This window comes from Mesorhizobium sp. 128a (genome assembly GCF_053848025.1).
This window is the reverse complement of the sequence record NZ_JBSPKY010000041.1, coordinates 1-20191: the sequence shown is the minus strand read 5'-3', so window position 1 is coordinate 20191 and position 20191 is coordinate 1. Positions and strand designations below refer to the sequence as shown.

Annotated in this window: 17 protein-coding genes and 3 pseudogenes; 16 read left to right on the top strand and 4 right to left on the bottom strand. The window is 58.6% G+C overall.

The genetic code is table 11. The features are described 5' to 3' along the window. A pseudogene (locus ACWTU9_RS32210) lies at positions 1-64 on the bottom strand (CsbD family protein); the annotation flags it as partial. Between the two features lie 413 nt (positions 65-477). Here ACWTU9_RS32210 and ACWTU9_RS32205 point away from each other — a divergent pair. Further along, positions 478-960, top strand: a complete 483-nt coding sequence (locus ACWTU9_RS32205) for a YidB family protein (protein WP_455861844.1) — start codon at positions 478-480, stop codon at positions 958-960. Positions 961-969: 9 nt separating this feature from the next. Beyond that, entirely contained in the window at positions 970-1446 is a 477-nt protein-coding gene (locus tag ACWTU9_RS32200) for a hypothetical protein (protein ID WP_455861843.1), read from the top strand. Positions 1447-1840: 394 nt separating this feature from the next. On the opposite strand, the gene ACWTU9_RS32195 is transcribed toward ACWTU9_RS32200, so the two are convergent. Continuing rightward, positions 1841-2140, bottom strand: coding sequence for a DUF1236 domain-containing protein (locus ACWTU9_RS32195; protein WP_455861842.1), 300 nt, complete (start codon positions 2138-2140; stop codon positions 1841-1843). Between the two features lie 448 nt (positions 2141-2588). On the opposite strand from ACWTU9_RS32195, the gene ACWTU9_RS32190 reads away from it, so the two are divergent. From ACWTU9_RS32190 to ACWTU9_RS32165, 6 genes are all read left to right on the top strand, one after another. Further along, a complete protein-coding gene (locus tag ACWTU9_RS32190; protein ID WP_455861841.1) occupies positions 2589-2909 on the top strand; it encodes a protamine-2 (modular protein) in 321 nt (106 codons plus the stop codon). A gap of 233 nt (positions 2910-3142) precedes the next feature. Then, entirely contained in the window at positions 3143-3493 is a 351-nt protein-coding gene (locus ACWTU9_RS32185) for a low affinity iron permease family protein (RefSeq protein WP_455861840.1), read from the top strand. Between the two features lie 83 nt (positions 3494-3576). After that, the gene (locus ACWTU9_RS32180; RefSeq protein ID WP_455861839.1) at positions 3577-3777 is read left to right on the top strand and encodes a hypothetical protein; all 201 of its coding nucleotides are present in this window, start codon (positions 3577-3579) and stop codon (positions 3775-3777) included. Positions 3778-4002: 225 nt separating this feature from the next. After that, positions 4003-4266 (top strand): YMGG-like glycine zipper-containing protein, encoded by a 264-nt coding sequence (locus ACWTU9_RS32175; protein ID WP_455861838.1) that lies wholly within the window; start codon positions 4003-4005, stop codon positions 4264-4266. A 268-nt stretch (positions 4267-4534) separates the two neighbouring features. Further along, the gene (locus tag ACWTU9_RS32170; protein WP_455861837.1) at positions 4535-10252 is read left to right on the top strand and encodes a HAMP domain-containing protein; all 5718 of its coding nucleotides are present in this window, start codon (positions 4535-4537) and stop codon (positions 10250-10252) included. A 10-nt stretch (positions 10253-10262) separates the two neighbouring features. Beyond that, positions 10263-12338 carry a response regulator gene (locus ACWTU9_RS32165; RefSeq protein ID WP_455861836.1) on the top strand — a complete coding sequence of 692 codons (2076 nt, stop codon included), beginning with the start codon at positions 10263-10265 and terminating at the stop codon, positions 12336-12338. Between the two features lie 470 nt (positions 12339-12808). On the opposite strand, the gene ACWTU9_RS32160 is transcribed toward ACWTU9_RS32165, so the two are convergent. Further along, complete coding sequence (locus ACWTU9_RS32160; protein WP_455861835.1) at positions 12809-13126, bottom strand: YMGG-like glycine zipper-containing protein; 318 nt, start codon at positions 13124-13126, stop codon at positions 12809-12811. 230 nt (positions 13127-13356) lie between these two features. On the opposite strand from ACWTU9_RS32160, the gene ACWTU9_RS32155 reads away from it, so the two are divergent. The 7 genes and pseudogenes from ACWTU9_RS32155 to ACWTU9_RS32125 all read left to right on the top strand — a co-directional run. Beyond that, positions 13357-14913, top strand: a complete 1557-nt coding sequence (locus tag ACWTU9_RS32155; protein ID WP_455861834.1) for a recombinase family protein — start codon at positions 13357-13359, stop codon at positions 14911-14913. Then, a complete protein-coding gene (locus tag ACWTU9_RS32150; protein ID WP_455861833.1) occupies positions 14910-15794 on the top strand; it encodes a plasmid partitioning protein RepB C-terminal domain-containing protein in 885 nt (294 codons plus the stop codon). Before ACWTU9_RS32155 ends, ACWTU9_RS32150 begins: the two co-directional genes overlap by 4 nt. Positions 15795-15953: 159 nt before the next feature. Further along, the gene (locus ACWTU9_RS32145) at positions 15954-16565 is read left to right on the top strand and encodes a cell envelope biogenesis protein TolA (RefSeq protein WP_455861832.1); all 612 of its coding nucleotides are present in this window, start codon (positions 15954-15956) and stop codon (positions 16563-16565) included. Positions 16566-16873: 308 nt separating this feature from the next. Next, positions 16874-17059 (top strand): DUF3606 domain-containing protein, encoded by a 186-nt coding sequence (locus ACWTU9_RS32140; RefSeq protein ID WP_455861831.1) that lies wholly within the window; start codon positions 16874-16876, stop codon positions 17057-17059. A 14-nt stretch (positions 17060-17073) separates the two neighbouring features. Continuing rightward, positions 17074-17853, top strand: a complete 780-nt coding sequence (xth, locus tag ACWTU9_RS32135; protein ID WP_455861830.1) for an exodeoxyribonuclease III — start codon at positions 17074-17076, stop codon at positions 17851-17853. 229 nt (positions 17854-18082) lie between these two features. After that, positions 18083-18709: a cupin domain-containing protein gene (locus ACWTU9_RS32130; protein ID WP_455861829.1), complete on the top strand. Its 627-nt coding sequence runs from the start codon at positions 18083-18085 to the stop codon at positions 18707-18709. Next, positions 18706-18897 (top strand): annotated as a pseudogene (locus ACWTU9_RS32125) (ATP-dependent DNA ligase); the annotation flags it as partial. The gene ACWTU9_RS32130 and the pseudogene ACWTU9_RS32125, both read left to right, overlap by 4 nt. A 123-nt stretch (positions 18898-19020) precedes the next feature. Here ACWTU9_RS32125 and ACWTU9_RS32120 read toward each other — a convergent pair. Continuing rightward, positions 19021-19194 (bottom strand): hypothetical protein, encoded by a 174-nt coding sequence (locus ACWTU9_RS32120; RefSeq protein WP_455861828.1) that lies wholly within the window; start codon positions 19192-19194, stop codon positions 19021-19023. A 240-nt stretch (positions 19195-19434) separates the two neighbouring features. On the opposite strand from ACWTU9_RS32120, the pseudogene ACWTU9_RS32115 reads away from it, so the two are divergent. After that, a pseudogene (locus tag ACWTU9_RS32115) lies at positions 19435-19942 on the top strand (adenylate/guanylate cyclase domain-containing protein); the annotation flags it as partial. Positions 19943-20191: the final 249 nt, after the last annotated feature.

Below are 20191 nucleotides of genomic sequence, written 5' to 3'. Positions count from 1 at the left end.
CCCACTGTTCCTTGACCTTGCCCTTTACCTGTTTCCAGTTTCCTTCAACGCGGTTCCAATCCATGGCCTTGGCCTCCTTGGTTGCACACCAGTTGAAACGCCATATCGAGCGCGAGGTTCCGCAATTGAGGCCGTTGCGTGCAAGACGGCACGATCCTCGCAGAGCGCAATGACCGGTCAGCCTGCGACCCCAACGACGCGGTCAGCGGTCTATTTGAGAGCGCCATGTAAGCAGGCAGAGGCGCTGGCTTTGCAGCGAGGCTCGGTAAGGCAGGGCCAAAAATCCATCGATTGAGCGCAAAGCCGAAACGCGGCACATGGGTGCCCGCCATATCTGCGCCTTCCGGCATCTCGCTTCCAGGCTCGTGCACAACTGGATGGGAAAGGTCGTCGGTTGCCAGCTAATATTTTGCTTCCTGATGGCGGAACTTTTGCCCGACCGGGACCTTGTCCGTATGGGAACCACAGGAGGAGCACGTGGCCAATCTTGGAAGACTTGCTGTCGCAATGCTGGGGGTCCTGGCTTATCAAAACCGCGACAAGATCGCAGAGATGATCCGTGGAGCAGGAGAGCGCGATCCAAACAATCCACAAGGTGGGGTTCTGGACCAAGTGTCGAAAGGGCTCTCTGGAACTGCGCTCGGCGACATCCTCGAGCGTTTCAGAAACGCTGGTGCGGGCTCGAAGGTTGACTCTTGGGTTGGCACGGGGCCGAACGAGCCGATCGAGCCTCACGAAGTGGAAGCGGCCATCGATGCGCAGACGCTGGAATCACTGTCTCGGCAGACCGGCCTTTCTCGCGAGGAGCTGATTGCCAGGATTACAAACAATCTGCCGGATGCCGTTAACCAGATGACTCCAAACGGCAACCTGCCAGCAGATCAACGAACGGATGCCCCGGGTGAGCCGACCCTGCTCGACGATATGCCACGCACCCAGCGTAGGGCGCCAATCCAATAGGGCGAGTCCATGAGATACGCTGCGCATTATCTGCTAAGTCTGAGTATCGCGATGATACCCACTTCGCTGCTCGGTGCTCAGGGATGGCAAGCCTTCGGGATCAAGCACTTTGGCTTCGTGTTCGATGTTCCACCGGGGTTCGCGCTAACCCAGCGTTCCGACCGCGGGGCCGCCTTCGAGGGCAGAAATAAGGAGTTTCTTGCAGTATGGGGAGCCCAGCTCGGGAAAGCCAGTTTTCGCAGCGAGATAGAGCATCGCATGGCAGTGAATGAGAATGACGGCTGGAAGTTGACCTATAAGCGAGTGACGCCGCAATGGGCCAGCTATTCAGGCCTGAAGGACGGCCAGATCCTGTATGTTCGAGCTATCAAAGTGTGTGACAACCGCGCCGCCCTGTTTACCGTCAATTATAGCCGCGACGAAAAAGTGCCCTATGATCCAATTGTCGTTCGCATGGTAAAATCACTGAGGGCCGATGGTTGTTGACCAGGGTGGCATTGGACCGGGCTAGGTCCCCTAGGTCCGGGCGCGGGTCGTCTTGCTTTTTGTGCGCCAAAAACATAGGCCACGGCGAACAGGTTCTCGTTCAACCAGATGCCGGCAAGTGAGATGCGGACTGCCTCGACCGGGGTCTTCCTGGTCGTCCACGACGAACGAAGCAGCAATCAGATCATCGCCGTTAATTCGCGGCCGCCGGCGCCACCCACGATTGATACGACTTTCTGAAACGACTTCATGTCGCCCTAAGTTATGCGCGCTTCGCGCATTCTTGCCCGGAGAGAACTCAGGCGGTTGACCCACTGTTCATCTTCGATCATCTGCAGCGCAATTGAAGATCCGTAGCCCGCCGCCATCATGGCGGCGGGCTGTAGCTATTCGATCAGTTGTAGACCTTGATGATCTTTCGGGTGCCCGGATCGACGAGAACCGTCCGGTTGTCGATCACGACGTAGCGATATTTGACGTTGGGAACTTCATGAAGTTCGACCGTGTCGGGCAGGGCTGTGCCGACATTGAGTTCCACACCAGGGAGCTTCACCGACGCTAGCGGCTGTTTCTTCACATACTCTTGGATCACTGTTTCCTGCTCGGGCTGAATGATGATGTCCTCGGCGGCGGCAACGCCCACACCAGCCAACAGGACAAATGCCGCAGCAGCGGCAGAGAGACACATTCTCATAGGTAGCTCCTTGGTTGAGATTGACACCGTACTGATTGGCCGGCGTCTGGGGCTCAACTTTAGGTCGGTCCGAAGGTTCCCAATAAGGGCTTCAGTCCGCATGGACTAAGGACCTAAGTCCGATGCCGAAAAACAATGGTCTTGTGCAAGTCCTAGGCATGGAACAGGCAACGATCCCGATTGTTGTTCCACCGAAAAGTGGGAGAAAACAAATGGATAAGAGTGTTGGCCAGGCACGGTGGTTGCTCGCACCGATCTTCGGGACTGCGGTCACATTTTTGCTGGTTGGAATAATCCTTGGCTGACAATCGTGCAGGTCTGCGCAGCTTAAGTCGTACCCTGCGCCGATAGGTTCGCGACTTCAGCGAGCCAATTTTCCAGCAAACGCGATGCTTGCCCATGTCGGCCGGCGCGTACCTCGTTCAACTTTGTAATTGGGAGGTTTTTTATGGATCGCCGCTACTTTTTGACGGCAATGTTCGGAGTTGCGGGGGCCGCGGCCCTTGCAACGATTATCCGCCCGTCGGATGCCCTGTCCGGAGTTGCTGCGCCAGAAAATGGCATTCTCGACAAACTTGATGCGCCACAGGGGCAGGATACCTTTGCCGACGAAGGACCGGCAGAAGTGGAGCCGATCAATCATCGGCGCTGGGAGCGCCGCCATCACCGCAGGCGCGCGTGGAGAAGGGTCTGCCGCACCCACTGGCGCCACGGCCGCAGGCGCGTGCGCTGCTACCGCAGGCGCGTTTGGGTCACGTTGCGGCTTTAGCAGCCTCCTGTGGCAGAGCCCACGGATTGGGGGCGGAGCTTTTGCCGCTTCGCAATTGGGTTCGCTCCGCCAGATACAGGCGAGCGAACCCTCGGTCACAGAGAAATTGAAAAGTGTGAGTGTCTGATGTTGCGCGACAAAGAAACCTGGTTCCTTGAGGCAGACTTGCTTGCGGCAGCGTCGATTTGCGTAGCCATAACCGCACTGCTTGAATTGTCGATTTTGGCCTCGCTATGAACCGCATCTTGTTCGTAGCCGCAGACTTTCTTTCCCGCCCGCCCGGCTTCTATGTCATGCTAATAGCAATGGTGTTGTGCACTGCACTGGTGCCTTTCGGCCTCACAAATGCAGTTACATACGCATTATCGGTTGCAGCCATCGTTATTACCGGGGTGGTCCTGTTACAGGGCTATCGCGACACTGCCGCCATCCACGCCAAGCTTGATGAGATCATCGTCTCCCTTGAGGAAACCAGAAATGACGTCGTCGGCTTGGAACATGCCGAGCCCGAGGAGATTAGAGAAAAGCTTGCGATCCTCGAAGCGGAAGCGGCGAAAGCGGTCCGGACGGACCAGCCCGCCTGATTTGTAGCTTGGGCTAATCGGGGTGAGCGTCTCGGCGCGGGGGAAGTCCTCCGGCATGCACCGCGGAGGATTTTGGGAGAGCAATGAGCAGGCGGGGCGGTGATTTTCTCTACCAATGGATGGCGGACCATTTGGCTGATGATCAGATTATCGACCCAGTCTTACTGGTCATAGATATGGCAGTGGATGCAAAACGTGAGGCGGAAAAGCAAGGCATTGCAGGCGAGGAAATTGACGAAGAAATTGGCTCAGTTTTCGGAGCGATGATGCAGGCTCTGCGCTGACTACCGCTTGGCGGCGGTCGACATCCGAGGGCCCAGCATCGGTCATCTGTCTGAACGCGTGGCGCTGTTCGTGGCGACGCCGCGGGCCGGCAGCCTGTGCTGACCCCACCGGCGCCAAAGCCCGGTAAAGGACTGAGCTTGTTTCGCTATTTGGCGATTCCGAAGGATCAAAAAACTCCATGCCGCATTAAAGCTCTGGCTAATAGTAGCCTCAGGAGAGAAATAATGAAAAAGACTATCCTCATTTTGTGCTTACTCGTCCCGCTCGCAGCATGCTCGCGCACCCAACAGGGCGCTGCCGTCGGCGGGTTGGGTGGGGCCGCGATAGGCGCAGCCGTGGCAGGCGATCCGGTCAAAGGGGCGGTCGTTGGCGGAGCGGTGGGCGCCGTAGCCGGGGCCGTCATCGGGCATGCCAACGAGGCCGGCAAGTGTAGATATCGCGATCGCCATGGCAGAGTTTACGTTGCACAATGCCCTGAAGGCTACTGAGCAAAGGGCGCGTGATCCCGTCGATCACGCGCCTCCCCTCAGGAAAGTGTTTCAGCTGACGACGGTTGTCACCAGTTCCAGGCGCCGTGTGCCAGCGAGCTAAGGCGCGGCGGACCCGAGGAATGGACGATGGGGTTGATGGACCTCACCGACCGGCGGCAAATGGAACAAAATCGACCACGCCGCGTTAGGGGCCTTGCGGCGTGCTGTATCGTTCGCGAGGGGCATTTTATCCGACACAAGTTCCATAAGGGCGGGGAGTGGCGCTGTGACCGAGCAGGCATCCAGGAAGCAATTGGACCGGCGAAAAATTCTGAATTCCTTGAAAGCCTTTCGGCGCGGCGATTTCTCCATTCGAATTGACAACGTTTACGAGGGTCTCGATTCCGAGATCGCAGAGACCTTCAATGAGATTGTCGCCCTAAACGACCAGGTCACTCGCGAGTTCGAGCGCCTCAGCCGCGTCGTCGGCAAGGAAGGGCGGATAGGCGAGCGCGGCCGAGTTCGAGACGCCACGGGCGGTTGGGAGTCCAGCGTCCGCTCGGTCAACGATCTGATCGAAGACATGGTGCAGCCAACCGCCGAGGTTGCCCGGGTCATCGGGGCCGTCGCCAAAGGCGACCTTTCGCAGACAATGATGGTTGAAATTGACGGCCGACCCCTGCGCGGTGAATTTCTGCGCATCGGCGAGATCGTGAACACCATGGTCGGTCAGCTGGCTTCCTTCGCCTCGGAAGTGACGCGCGTCGCCCGCGAGGTCGGCACAGAAGGCAAGCTTGGTGGCCAGGCGCTTGTGAAGGGCGTTGCCGGCACGTGGAAAGATTTGACCGACAACGTCAATGCCATGGCGACGAACCTGACGGGGCAGGTGCGCAACATCGCCGAGGTCACGACCGCGGTCGCTTCGGGAGACCTGTCGAAGAAGATCACCGTCGACGTCAAAGGCGAAATCCTCGAACTGAAAAACACCATCAACACCATGGTCGACCAGCTCAACTCGTTCGCCTCCGAGGTCACGCGCGTGGCTCGCGAGGTCGGCACCGAGGGCAAGCTCGGCGGCCAGGCGCGGGTTGAAGGTGTCGGCGGCACGTGGAAGGATCTGACCGACAACGTCAACTCGATGGCCGAGAACCTCACCGGTCAAGTCCGCAACATCGCCGAAGTGACCACGGCCGTGGCGCTGGGCGACCTCTCCAAGAAAATCACTGTCGACGTCAAAGGCGAAATCCTGGAGCTGAAATCCACGATCAACACCATGGTCGACCAACTGAATTCCTTCGCCGGCGAGGTCACGCGCGTGGCGCGCGAGGTCGGTACCGAAGGCAAGCTTGGCGGGCAGGCGCAGGTGCGTGGCGTTGCGGGCACCTGGAAGGACCTGACCGACAATGTGAACTCGATGGCTGAGAACTTGACGGGTCAGGTGCGCAACATTGCCGAAGTGACGACGGCCGTCGCCTCAGGCGACTTGTCGAAGAAGATCACGGTGGCCGTGCAAGGTGAGATTCTCGAGCTCAAGGACACCATCAATACGATGGTCGATCAACTGAATTCCTTCGCCTCGGAGGTGACACGCGTCGCACGCGAGGTCGGTACCGAGGGCAAGCTTGGCGGCCAAGCCGAGGTGAAGGGCGTCGGCGGCACTTGGAAGGATCTGACCGACAACGTCAACCTCATGGCCGCCAACCTGACCGGTCAGGTTCGTAACATCGCTGAGGTGACCACGGCCGTGGCGCGCGGCGACCTGTCGAAGAAGATCACCGTCGACGTCAAAGGCGAAATCCTGGAGCTCAAGGATACCGTCAACACGATGGTCGACCAACTGAATTCCTTCGCCTCGGAAGTCACGCGCGTCGCCCGCGAGGTCGGCTCGGAAGGCAAGCTCGGCGGACAGGCGCACGTCGAGGGGGTCGGCGGCACATGGAAAGATTTGACCGACAACGTCAACGCCATGGCCGGCAATTTGACCGTTCAGTTGCGCGACGTGTCGAAGGTGGCAACGGCCATCGCGACCGGCGATCTGACGCAAAAGATCACCGTCGATGCGCTCGGTGAAATTCTGCAGATCAAGGACGTCATCAACACGATGGTCGACCAGCTGAATTCCTTCGCCTCGGAAGTGACGCGGGTGGCGCGTGAGGTCGGCTCGGACGGCAAGCTCGGTGGCCAGGCACAGGTCCGCGGCGTTGCCGGCACGTGGAAGGATTTGACCGACAACGTCAATGCCATGGCCGCCAATCTGACGGGCCAGGTGCGCAACATTGCGGAGGTCACCACGGCCGTGGCCCTCGGCGATTTGTCGAAGAAGATCACCGTCGATGTCCGCGGCGAGATTCTGGAGCTCAAGGACACCATCAACACGATGGTCGACCAGCTCAATTCTTTTGCTTCGGAAGTAACGCGCGTGGCGCGCGAGGTCGGTACCGAAGGCAAGCTCGGTGGCCAGGCACAGGTGCGTGGCGTTGCGGGCACCTGGAAGGACCTGACCGACAATGTGAACTCGATGGCCGAGAACTTGACGGGTCAGGTCCGCAACATCGCCGAGGTCACGACAGCCGTTGCGCGCGGCGACTTGTCGAAGAAGATCACCGTCGATGTGAAGGGTGAAATCCTCGAACTGAAGTCGACCATCAACACCATGGTAGACCAGCTAAACTCCTTCGCCGGCGAGGTCACGCGTGTGGCGCGCGAGGTTGGCACCGAGGGCAAGCTTGGCGGCCAGGCGCGCGTCGAAGGCGTTGCCGGGACCTGGAAGGATTTGACCGACAACGTCAACCTGATGGCCACGAACCTCACCAACCAGGTTCGTGGTATCGCCGACGTGGTGACGGCGGTCGCGCAAGGCAATCTCAAGCGAAAACTGACGGTGGACGCGAAGGGCGAAATCGCCTCTCTGGCTGACACCATCAATGGGATGATCGAAACGCTCGCTACCTTTGCCGACCAGGTGACCAATGTCGCACGCGAGGTGGGTATTGAGGGCAAGCTCGGCGGCCAGGCGCGTGTGCCGGGCGCGGCCGGCCTGTGGCGCGACCTGACCGACAACGTCAATCAGCTTGCCGCCAACCTGACCACCCAGGTCCGCGCCATCGCCGAAGTCTCGACTGCGGTCACCAAGGGCGATTTGACCCGCTCGATCAGCGTCCAAGCCTCCGGTGAAGTCGCCGCGCTCAAGGACAACATTAATGAAATGATCCGCAATCTGAAGGATCAGACGCTAAAGAATGCCGAGCAGGACTGGCTGAAGACTAATCTCGCGCGGTTTTCGCGAATGCTGCAAGGCGAGCGCGATCTCACCACCGTGTCCCGCCTCATCATGTCAGAGCTCGCTCCTCTGGTGAATGCGCAGTACGGGGTGTTCTACGTCACCAATCGCGACGAAGAGGAATCCTATCTCGAGCTGGCGGCGTCCTATGGTGCCGAAAGCAAAGCAGCCATCAAGCAACGCCTCGATTTGCGCGAGGGCTTGGTCGGGCAAAGTGCCGCTGACAAGCGCGCCATCATGCTGGACAATGTGCCGCCGGAGTTCCTGCGCGTAACGTCTGGTCTTGGAAGCGCCTCGCCGGCCAATGTCATCATCCTTCCGGCGTTGTTCGAGGATGAGGTTAAGGCCGTCATCGAGCTTGCCTCGTTTGGCGAATTTCGTGACACGCACCAGTCGTTTCTCAACCAGCTGATGGAATCAGTCGGCATCGTTCTCAACACGATTGCCGCGACGATGCGCACCGAGGGCCTGCTCAAGCAGTCGCAACTCCTGACTTCGGAGTTGCAGGCGCGTCAGACCGAACTGACCAAGAAGCAGGAAGAGCTGCATACGACAAACGAGGAGTTGCAGGAAAAAGCGCAGCTGCTCGAAAACGAAAAGAAGCAGGTCGAAAACAAGAATCTCGAAATCGAGATGGCACGCCGCGCATTGGAGGAGAAAGCCGAGCAGCTGGCGCTGACGTCGAAGTACAAGTCTGAGTTCCTGGCCAATATGAGCCATGAGCTGCGCACTCCGCTCAACTCCCTACTCATTCTGTCAAATCTGCTCGCAACCAATCAGCAGGGCAATCTCAACGAAAAGCAGGTCGAGTTCGCGCGCACCATAAACTCTGCCGGAACCGACCTTCTCAGCCTTATCAACGATATTCTCGATCTGTCTAAGATCGAATCCGGCACCGTTTCTATCGACATCAACGATATGCCGGTGGCCCATCTGCGTCAGCATATGGAGCGCACGTTCCGTCAGCTCGCGGCAGACAAGGGCCTTGGCTTCACCATCAAAGTCGACCCAGCCCTTCCAGAGATGGTCCGCACGGATGAGAAGCGGCTGCAGCAGATTGTCCTCAACCTGCTTTCGAACGCATTCAAGTTCACCTCGCAAGGCGAGGTCAGTCTAAACTTCCGGGTCGAAAAGACCGGGCGCCGTAGCGGCTCCTCGCAACCGGTGAAGGCCTTGGCGATCGCCGTGACCGACACCGGCATCGGCATTCCTGAAGACAAGCAGAAGCTGATTTTCGAAGCCTTTCAGCAGGCTGACGGTACCACCAGTCGCAAATATGGAGGCACCGGCCTCGGGCTTTCGATAAGCCGGGAGATTGCTCGCTTGCTTGGTGGCGAATTGCGGGTGGAAAGCGTTCCGGGCAAGGGCTCGACATTTACGCTCGTCATCCCCTTCGCAGGCCCGCGCGTGGCCGCAGCGCAGTCGGTTCTATCGCCGCCAACGGACACAGTCGCCGCCCCGGCTTCCCTCGGCAGCCCAACTGCTGCTGAGTTGATCGATGATCGCGATTCCATCTCGCCGACAGATCGGGTCGTTTTGATCGTCGAGGACGACCCGACATTCGGCGGGTTGCTGCTTGGTCTCGCACGCGCAGCCGGATTGAAAGGCGTCTTGTCGAACGCGGGTTCCGGCACCTTGGCCTTGGCTCGCAAACTGGTGCCTGACGCCATCACCCTTGATCTCGGGCTTGCCGATATCGATGGCTGGGTGCTTTTCGATCTGTTGCGTCATGACCAGAAGACGAGGGGAATTCCCGTTCACGTGATCTCCGGTGCCGAGGATATGGATGGTCTTGCCCGCAAAGGGGCATCCAGCATCTCCACCAAGCCTGTGTCCTCGGATGAACTGATGAAAGTATTTCAGGACATCCAATCCAAAAAGCTGCGCATTCAGCGACGCGTGCTGGTCGCCGACCCCGATCCGGAGCGCCGGCTATCGCTTGTCGAAGCGATCCGCGACGGCGTGACCTCGGTGACAGCGGTCGGTCGCTTCGCCGCAAACGCGGGTGAGGTCCGCATGGCTTCATATGACGCCGTCGTGGTCGGCTTTGGACGTTCAGCCAAGGACAACGCACAAGCACTGGACGAGGTCACCGGCCAGTTCGGCGACGCCTTGCCGCAGCTGCTGTTCTTTGCGCCGCATCCTGATGCGCTTGACCAGGTGGTGGCGCTTAATCCGGCGCTTGCGAATGCGCCACGGGCCGAGAATTTTGCGCAGCTGGCGCTTCATATTTCGGCAACGCTGCCAGGAGAAGGCCGCGAACAGCGCGGAGCAGGAAGCGAAGAAAACGGCAAATCCGATCTGGCCGGCGCGAAGGTTCTGATCGTCGATGACGATATCCGCAACATCTATTCGCTTACCAGCGTCCTCGAGACCTACGACATACAGGTGCTGCACGCTGAGCGTGGCCGCGACGGCATCGCCCTCCTGGAACAGACCCCTGACGTCGATGCGGCGCTGATCGATATCATGATGCCGGAGATGGACGGTTACGAAACGATGCGGCGGATTCGCGGCACACCGGCGATCGCTCACATCCCGCTGATATCGGTGACCGCAAAAGCAATGAAGGGCGATCGGCAAAAATGTCTGGACGCCGGCGCTTCCGATTACATCGCCAAGCCCGTCGATCTCGACCTCCTGCTGGCATTGTTGCGTGTCTGGATCGGACGTTCCCGGTCACGTGTCGAAGCGCCTCAAAAAATGCGCTTGGCAGTGAACTGACGGCCGGTCCATGCAAAAGCCTTCGAGAAACCGAGCAAAGCAACTTGATTTTGTCCAACCGGCACAAACGCCGGCGAGGGCGCGTATCCTCGCTGTGGACGACGATGAACGCAATCTCCTCGCGATCAGCGAAGTTCTCGCCACGACCGGCGAAGTGATCTGCGTCCAATCGGGCGAGGAGGCCCTGCGTTATCTGCTCAAGGAGGACTGCGCCGTTATCCTCCTGGATGTTTTGATGCCCGGAATAGACGGCTATGAAACGGCTGGGCTAATCCGACAGCGCGAGCAATCCAAACGCACACCAATCATCTTCCTCACCGCCATCAACAAGGAGGACGCCCACATGCTGCGCGGCTATGACGCCGGCGCCGTGGACTATGTCTTCAAGCCATTCGATCCGATCATGCTGCGTTCCAAGGTCGCGGTTTTCGTCGAACTTCATGAAAAGACTGTTGAGATCCAGCGAAAGGCGGCGGCGGAGCAAGGCCTCCTTGCGCAGGCACTGCAGGCACAGAAGGAAAAGCTCCAAGCCGAACGGGACCTGCGCAACGCGGAGGAACGCCAGGAAGCAATTTTGAACTCGCTGCCGGTTTGCTTCCATGCGCGGGCCGCCGAGTCGCCCTTTGCAGCGCGATTTGTCACTAAGGGGGTCGAGCGGCTGACCGGCTTTGCGCCTGAGGATTTGACATCGGATCCGGATTTCGGCCTCAGCCGCGTCCATCCGGATGATCTCCCCAGGCTGGAGCAGGCACTGTTGGCGGCAAAAACTACCGGGTCCTATTCCTGCGAATTCCGGTGGCGATGCGCCGACGGCGAATATCGAATTTTTCTGGATCAAGGCGTGATGTCGAACGGCTCGGACGGGGGCGCACCGGAGATACTGGGCACTTTGCTTGACGTTACCGAGAGGCGCGGCCTCGAGGATCTGGTGCTTCAATCACAGCGTCTTGACGCCATAGGTAAGCTGACCGGCGGCCTGGCCCATGATTTCAACAACCTGCTCGCCGCTATCTTAAGCGGACTTGGTCTACTCGAACGCCGCGGAATACTGGATGATCCGGCACGACAGGTTGTCGACCTGATGCGGCGTTCTGCCAAACAGGGCGCCGATCTCGTGACTCGGATGCTGGCCTTCTCGCGGCGCCAGACGCTGAAGCCGGAAGCGGTGCACCTCGCGGCGCTCGGGGATACCATGAACGGGTTGGTCGCTCCCATTTTGGGAGGCCTGATCCGTTTCGACTGGCAGATCGACGATGCGGTATGGCCAGTTCACGTGGATGCCGGCCAGCTTGAGTTGGCCTTGATGAACCTGGTTTTCAATGCCCGCGACGCCATGCCCTCTGGAGGCACTCTAACGATTCACGCGCAAAACCGTTCAATTGAAAGCCGATCGGAAGACCTACCGGCGGGCGACTATGTCGTTGTGACGGTCAAGGACACGGGCTCGGGCATCGCACCTGACATAATTGCCAAGGTGATCGAACCCTTCTTCACCACCAAGCCCGTCGGCAAAGGGACTGGCCTCGGCCTCAGCACCGTTTACGGCTTTATGAAGCAATCCGGCGGCACGCTTCGCATAGACAGTGTCGTAGATCGTGGAACGACGATGCAGCTTTGGCTACCACGCTCGGTCGAAGATCCGGCGTTTACCCCGGTGGAGGCCGATGTAAGCCAATTATTTCTGGACACACATGCGAAGCCTCCGTCCATCCTTCTGATCGACGACAGCAATGTTTTGCGTCAACTGACAGCCGAGTCCCTTCGCCAGCGTGGTTTTGAGGTTGCTTGCGCGGCAGGAGGTGCGGAGGCTCTGGCCATGATCGAACGAGCGCCCGCCGATTTCGACGTCATCGTCACAGACTTCGCCATGCCACTCGTTTCCGGGCTAGACGTTATCCGCTTCGCGCGGAGTATACGCTCCGATTGGCCGGCCGTTATTATCACTGGCTATGCCGACGCCGATGAGATTGCGAACCGTCCCGCTGATGTTCCATTGCTTGGTAAGCCTTTCCGCGACAGGGATTTGATCGAGACCATTTGGTCGGCAGTCACAAATCCACACCCGTCAGAGATCAAAGCCGGCTAGCAGTCGCCGTGCCTCACGTCATCTCCGCCGAAAAGTGGAGGCCTATGCTCCGTCGTTGCCGGCGATAATGCGGGACGGACAACCAAAAGAAGGCTGCCGCCCGCCCATCCGATGATGGCGAGCCCGTCGGTTGCCATTTTGACTACCCAAACGGTCGCCTCACGGTCTTTCTCGTTGGCGACCCGCACGCCGAACACTGGCTGCCAGCTTTTGAAAAGGTGGCATCTCAGCTGGACGTCGAACGATCGGCAACCGCCGCAGAACTCGGCGGTGGGGCCAAACGTTTTTGCTGACGATCCAGCAGCTATCACCAACCTTGCCGACCAGGCAATGAAGGCGACCGTCGCGGATGGCAGCAGCCCCGCCGAGATCCAGGAAGTGCCCAGTTTGTCGAGGTCACCCTATAGCTTGACGGTTCTCGCCCCAATGGACCAACACCGACGCCACAACCGCAAACCCACCCCGTTACCTCAATAGTCGCCGTTGTAATAGCGATCGTCGCAGGGCGCCGTGTAGATCCTGCCGCGGCGATCCTGGTAGCGGCAAAGCTGTTCGCCGCGCCGTTGCGGGGTCGTAGACTGGCCAATAACCGCGCCGAGCAGCGCGCCGCCTGCAGCACCTACAACGGTGCTCTCCGTATTGCCGCCAAGCGCCTGGCCGGCCAAGGCGCCGACGCCGCCGCCTATGAGCGCGCCCGTGGTCGCCCTCTGCTGCTGTTCAGTTTGAGTCGCGCAGCCCGCCAATGCAGCGGCCATGAGCACAGCGAGAACAGCTTTTTTGATAATCATCTTGGAACTCCTTTGAAGCCCCAAACGCGGATGGGGGCGAATGGTTGCCAGTTGCTGCTGCAATACGGCCAAACGGCGGCGCGCCGGCTCACGAAGTGAGTCACTTCTTTTCGGCTGTTGATGGCTTTAATGCCCAAAGGCGGTGATTCGACATAAACTGGACTGGTATTCCTAACCAGCTGGAAAATGCCGCCTCGATAGAGTGCTAGTCCGGAATCACGGATTAGCTGATGGCCAAACGAGCATTTGCGCCCGGCCACGGAAAGCGGATCATTCGCGCGGCCCAGTACGTGCGGATGTCCACTGACCAGCAGACCTATTCCATTGAAAACCAGAAGGAAGCCATCCGCGACTATGCCAATATCATGGGCTACGACATTGTTGCCACCTACCAGGATGCGGGTCGCAGTGGTCTAAACCTGAGTGGGCGGCCAAGCCTCCAGCGGCTACTTGCAGATGTCGAGGAAGGGCGAGCCGACTTCGAGACGGTTGTGGTCTACGATGTTAGCCGTTGGGGACGCTTCCAGAATATCGACGAGAGCGCCGCTCATGAGTACCGATGCCAGATGGCCGGCGTCCGGATCGAGTTTTGCGCCGAGCAATTCGCAAACGACGGCAGCATAGGATCCGATGTCCTCAAGGCCATTAAACGCAGCATGGCTGCCGAGCACAGCAGAATGCTTTCGCAGAAAGTATTCATCGGCCAGGCGAGGCTGATCCGTATGGGATTTCGTCAGGGCGGGAAAGTTGGACTCGGCCTGCGACGCTTGCTTGTCGACCAACAGGGACGTGCAAGAGGTCTCCTTTCGTCGCATGAGTACAAGAGCCTGCAGACGGATCGCATAATTCTCGTCCGTGGACCTCCTGACGAGATCGCGACGGTAAGATGGATTTTTGAGAATTTTGTCAAAACGCGAAAAACCGAGCTTGAGATCGCGAGGATGCTGAACAAGCGGGGCGTGCCGACCGACCGCAGGCGTTTGTGGACGCGGGATTCTCTGCACTCGGTGCTGACCAACGAAAATTACATCGGCAACAGCGTTTGGAACAAGAGCTCGACCAGGCTCAAAAACGGTCATGTCAGCAATCCACCTGAGCAGTGGGTGCGAGCGGAAAACGTTCTGGAGCCGGTCATAGACCGTAAGCTGTTCAATCGAGCTCAGGCTATCCTCAAGACGATTTACCGTCGCATGACAAACGACGAGATGCTGGCCGCCCTCAAGGCCCTTCTGGCCCGTCGCGGTGCGTTGTCCGCCTCTATTGTCGACGCCGCTCCCGACTGTCCTCCGTCTACCCGCTTTCAGTCGCGTTTCGGTAGCATTGTCAGAGCCTATGAATTGATCGGATATCAGCCGCCCAAGAGCTGCCGCTTCATCCATGTGAACAGGCGGTTGGAAACGAAGAGGCAGGAGGTGATTGAGGATATTGTGGCGGCGGTTCAAAAGCGCGGTGCGTATGCGACCCACGACAGAGCAACTGACTTCGTCGAAATCAATCATGAGATCACCGTTGCGATCGCGGTGGCACGCTGCCGGGTCTCTGGCCTGGGTTATCCGCGCTGGTTTACGAAGGCCGATCGTCAGCCGATGCCCGACATTTTTGTTCTGATCCGGATGGATCCTGGCGACCTTTCCGTTCGCGATTACTTGATTGCTCCCGCCTTTGAGTTTGCCGGAAAAAGAGAACTTCATGCCAACAACGGGGCGCGGCTTGACTCATATCTTTTTTCCACGCTCGAGCCGCTTGTTGCTTTGGCGGAGCGAGTCTCGGTTGAGAGCACATCATGAACGTAAAGCGACTAAGCCGTGAAGCTGCTTACGAAGCTCTGCTGCGCAGCGACCTACGAAATCAGAGGCGTTTTGCCCCCAACCAGCCTATGCCGACAATGAGACGCTTAGGCTCCAAGTTGCTGGCGACCTATAACACCGAGTGTCGGCGCAAGCGCGCCTTTGTGGAGGAATCGAAAGAACAGGAGGAGCGTTTGGCACGTATTGCCGCGGCGGTTCGCCTGATGACAGCAGACAGCCGCTTCCGGGCACTGCTCGCATCCGAAGGCCTTGCGACGATGCCGAATGCATTGGCGCAAAGAATTCAAGCCGCGCCTCACCCTCCCTCTGTCGTGAGCGAGAAGGTGGTGCCCTCCTGCGAGGTTTGCCCGGAGGCACTCAATCTGCTGCGCGATTGCACTGGGTCGGCCAAGCTTTTCGCTTTGCTGCGACTGGTTGTTCCAGCCAGGCAAATAGAGATTGCACGGCTGATTATTTCCATGGAGCGGCCCCGGTTTAGCTACGTGAAAATGCTCGTCGCTCTCACTCCACGCCCGTTGTTGGCAAAGGATATCGATCTGCGAAAGCAAATCACCGGCATTTCCAAGGATGAAATGGAGGAGATGGAACTCGAGTTGGGTAGGCTGAGCCGTGCATATCTGGATGCGGTTGAACGAAGTGGCGTTGCGAAGCTGGAGCTGGTCGCGGCAGGCCGCTTTTTTGACCGGTTGATGGATAATTCTAAGGCGGTGCGGTATCTGGCCCGATATTTCCCAGGCAAATTCGAGGAATTCCACATGTTGTCGGCAAATAGGGATAGCGATTCCATGTCCGGCAATTCGCCGGCAGCAAACGGCCCTTCAACGGCCCATGATCTCCGAAGGTTGGATCGGCCTCACTAATTGCAACGCCTTCGCAGCGGGGCGGCTGAATGGGCAGCCATTGACCGGGGCGATACGATTGGTTGCTCTGCACCTCTAGCAGTGTTTCACTATTGCCTCCGGCGCGAAGGTCCATTGAAAGCGCAATCCAGAAAAGGACACTTGTAAGGTCTCCATCGGATGGCGAAGAAACTAAAAGTCTATCAAACCTCGATCGGCTTCTTTGACCTTGTCGTCGCAGCACCATCGATGAAAGCTGCCGCAGAGGCATGGGGTGCCGATCCCGAAATCTTTAAACGCGGATTCGCGAAACCGACAGAAGACCCCAAAGTGGTGGATGCAACAATGGCCGCGCCAGGTGTCGTGTTGCGCCGGCCGGTCGGATCGCACGGGAAATTCACTGAAAAGGCTGTGCTTCCGACAGCACTCGATGGGGACCAACGAGCTTCCCAGGGTCGTGCGCAGCGCGCAGACACCGGCAAGCTAACCGGCTTGAAATCCGACGAGAAAGCGGAACGGAACGCGGCGGCTGCTCTCGAAAGGGAAAGAAAACGCGAGGCCCTTGATCGCGCAAAGGCGGAGGCCAGGAGCGAGCGTGCGAAGAAACAACGCGAGCGGATGATCGACAAGGCTAATGCCGCTTTCGCGCGCGCTCGAAGCCGCCACGAGAGCGCGACGAACTCCATCAGGCAGCGACGAGAGGAACTGGACAAAGAGGAAGCCTACGAGAGCCAGAGATGGGAGCGCGAGAAGCGGGCGCACGGTGACGCGCTGAAGGAGGCAGAAGAGTAGCAGCGAAGGTTTTCCACTCGACCGCTTAGTGGCTCGCACAGCCATATCCTCCGAAAAGCAACACGGATCCAAAGCGCTGCTCTACTATGCCGGATTGCCGTGCGGCAGGCACCGAGGGCAAACGATTCCCGCAAAAACAGGTTCAAAAGCGTGTGCCAGAAATGTGGCCGGTCTTTTGTGTGCCTCCTCCGGACCCCAAAATCGGAGCCGAAGCGTCCTTCCAACCTCACGTCTCTTATTGCTGCTGGATGAACCTAAAGAGTCCGGCTGCGTTGTGAACCATTGAAGCAGCAAACTCGGAGGAAGAAATGTCCACTAGTGGAACGACGCGCGGGCGCAACCAGGATCGGGTCAAGGTTGCCGGCAGACAGGATCACGAGGTGCGTTATGAAGCCGGTAAGACCGGCGCGAGCAAGGATGATGCTGTGAAGTCGGCGGTGAGGTTGGTGGGCAGCAGCCGCAAAAAAGTCGAGGATAAGCTGGGCAAGAAATAGACAGCACACCGACGATGTCCACTCGCATTGCCACCTTCAACGTGAACGGCGTCAATGGTCGGTTGCCCGTACTTCTGAGATGGTTGGCTGAGAGCCCCTGCGACATTGTCTGCCTGCAGGAACTGAAGACTTCGGACGAAAAGTTTCCGGCCGAAGCAATCCGCGCAGCGGGTTACGGCGCGATTTGGCATGGTCAGAAATCCTATAACGGCGTGGCCATCCTTGCGCGGGGTACCGAACCGGTGGAACGACGGCGCGGCCTGCCGGGAGACCTCGATGATACGCATAGCCGTTACATCGAGGCCGAGATAAACGGGTTGATCGTCGGATGCCTTTACCTGCCAAATGGTAATCCCGCGCCCGGCCCAAAGTTCGACTTCAAGCTGCGCTGGTTTGAGCGCCTCATCAGTTATGGCAAGCCGCTGCTCGAAAAAGGGGGGCCCGTCGTGCTTTGCGGTGACTATAACGTGGTGCCGACGCCTATTGACGCAGTCGTTCCGAGCCGATGGTTAGGTGATGCCGTTTATTTCCCGGAAAGCCGAGAAGCTTATGCCACGATGCTCGAGCAGGGCTGGATCGATGCCGTCAGGCGCATCCACCCTGAGAAAGGCACCTACACTTATTGGAATTTCTCCTATCGGGGCGGGTATGATAGGAGTTCCGGCCTGCGCATGGATCATCTGCTGCTGAACCCATCGCTCACCGGCCATCTGAGAGATGCAGGCGTAGACGTCGATACTCGAGGATGGGAAAAGCCTAGCGACCACGCGCCGGCCTGGATCGAGCTCGATTGACCGAAGAGGGCTGATTAGAGGCAGGAGACTGCTGCTCGCCATGGGGTTCGCCTTCCCCAATCCGCTCGGCTTCTTCCCGTCAAGCTCAGGATGGTGACCACGTGGGTGGTAAAACGAGGACCGCCGATAGCGAAGGTAGGCAAGGCAAAGAGGTCACGCTCCCAACAAGGAACGGGTGAGCTTATAAATCATTGAATGCTTTTCAGCGAGTGCGTGGGCTGGGGCAGACATGATGCCAATACTCGAAAGCGGAAAAGAGTTCGTCGAGAAGGTGACAGGCTGGCAGCGGCCCTCAAGCGACGATCTTGATCGCCTGCTGCGATCAAGCAAGGCGAACACGTTCCTTTTCAAGGATGATGGCATCATCCCCAATCATCCGTACTGGCCTTTGGTGGTGTATCATAGCGTTGCGAAACTGACTGCCAAGTTCGATCCAGCCGCAATCTTTGAGGACCTCTTCGCACGCAATGGCTGGCAAAAGTCCTGGCGGAACGGCATCTACAACTATGTTCACTACCATTCCCGCATTCACGAAGTTCTCGGAGTGGCTCGCGGATCGGCCAAGGTGCAGTTCGGCGGCAAGCGCGGCCGCTCGCTGACGATGAAGGCGGGGGACGTCGCAGTCCTTCCGGCTGGCACTGGCCACGAGTGTCTGTATGCCGAAGACGACTTTCTGGTGGTCGGCGCCTATCCGCGGGACGGGACCTACGACGAATGCAAAAGCAAGGAGGACCGTGCCCGCGCGGTCAAGACCATTCCCAAAGTCGCGAAACCGCGGCAGGATCCTGTCTACGGTGGCAGCGGTCCGCTTCTCGATCTCTGGAAAGAGTCGCCAGAAACGCGGGAAGCAAAATGAGCGCTTCCGGCTTATTTCTCCTGCCAATCGACACTGCTCCCACGGAAGCCAAACGTGCGGACGCCATTCCCGTGGAACAGGGTGTCTGGCAATATGAACCTAAGTGGGATGGTTTTCGGTGTCGGTCGTTTAAGGCCGGCAACACGGTAGATCTTCGCGCCAAGTCCGGAAAGCCGCTCGCTCGCTATTCTCTAACGACGAACGCTCGGAACTGACCCATTGTTTGGAAGCGTTGCGCGAACCACCAGCCTTCACTGGCAAGGGGCCGGGCGGGCCATTGCAGGTGGGCATGATGCCAAGGCCGCAGTCGCTCACGACGGGCAACATGGTCTTCGCGACGACGTGGGTGTTCGACGGCGGGAACTTGCTGCGAGCCGAGAAATCGACGGCGGCGTTGCAAGCCGGCTCAGCACCTCAAACGGATCGGCGAAGTCGAGTTGAGTAATGTTGGGGAAAATCACGAAGCCGACGTTGAAATCAGCCAAGCAAGTTCTCCCCTAAGTCCGTGAACGCCGACTTGGTGCGGTTGAGATCATCGCGCCCAGTCACGATGTCCGCAATGGGTCAAAGTCGATCATCGCAGATGACCGCGGGCCCCATTGCAAGCCCTTTCAACAAGCGCCGGCAATGTCGCGCTTCGGATAGCGGCTGCAAGTCGAGCCGATCTAAATGAAGCAACCCTATCCCTGAGTCTGTGCTATGTCAGATAGCGAAGGAGGGGCAACGTGAGTGAGACGCGCAAGCTTGCGGCGATCCTGGCCGCCGATGTCGTCGGATACAGCCGGCTGGCTGGGTCGGACGAAGATCGAACGCTCGCTCGACTCCGGACGCTGCGCAGCGACCTCATCGATCCTACCATCGCGGTGCACAACGGACGCGTGGTGAAACGCACTGGAGACGGAACCCTCGTCGAGTTCCGCAGCGTGGTCGACGCTGTGCGGTGCGCCATCGAGGTGCAAAACGCCATGCTCGAACGCAATGCCGGCGTCCCGCCTGATCGACGTATCGAGTTCCGCATCGGTATCCATATCGGCGACATAGTCGAGGAAAGCGATGGCGACCTGATGGGCGACGGTGTCAACATTGCTGCTCGCCTGGAAAGCATTGCGGTACCAAATGGGATTTACCTGTCAGGTGCGGCATATGAGCAGGTGCGCGACAAGCTGAAGGAAGAATTCGAGGATCTCGGCGATAAGGAACTCAAAAACATTGCACGGCCCGTGCGAGCCTATCGTGTGGCCTTGAACCGGGACACTGCCAGAGAGTCGATTGTGCCCGACCTGTTCGGTGGAAGACTGGCGCCGCCCGACAAGCCGTCGATCGCAGTCCTGCCGTTCCAGAACATGAGCGGCGACCCCGAACAAGAATATTTTGGCGACGGCATCTCCGAGGACATAATTACGGCCCTGTCCAAGTGAACTGACCCCGTAGAGTTGGACGGTTCATTGAGTTGGTAGGTTTAAGGGCTGGTTCCTGTATTGC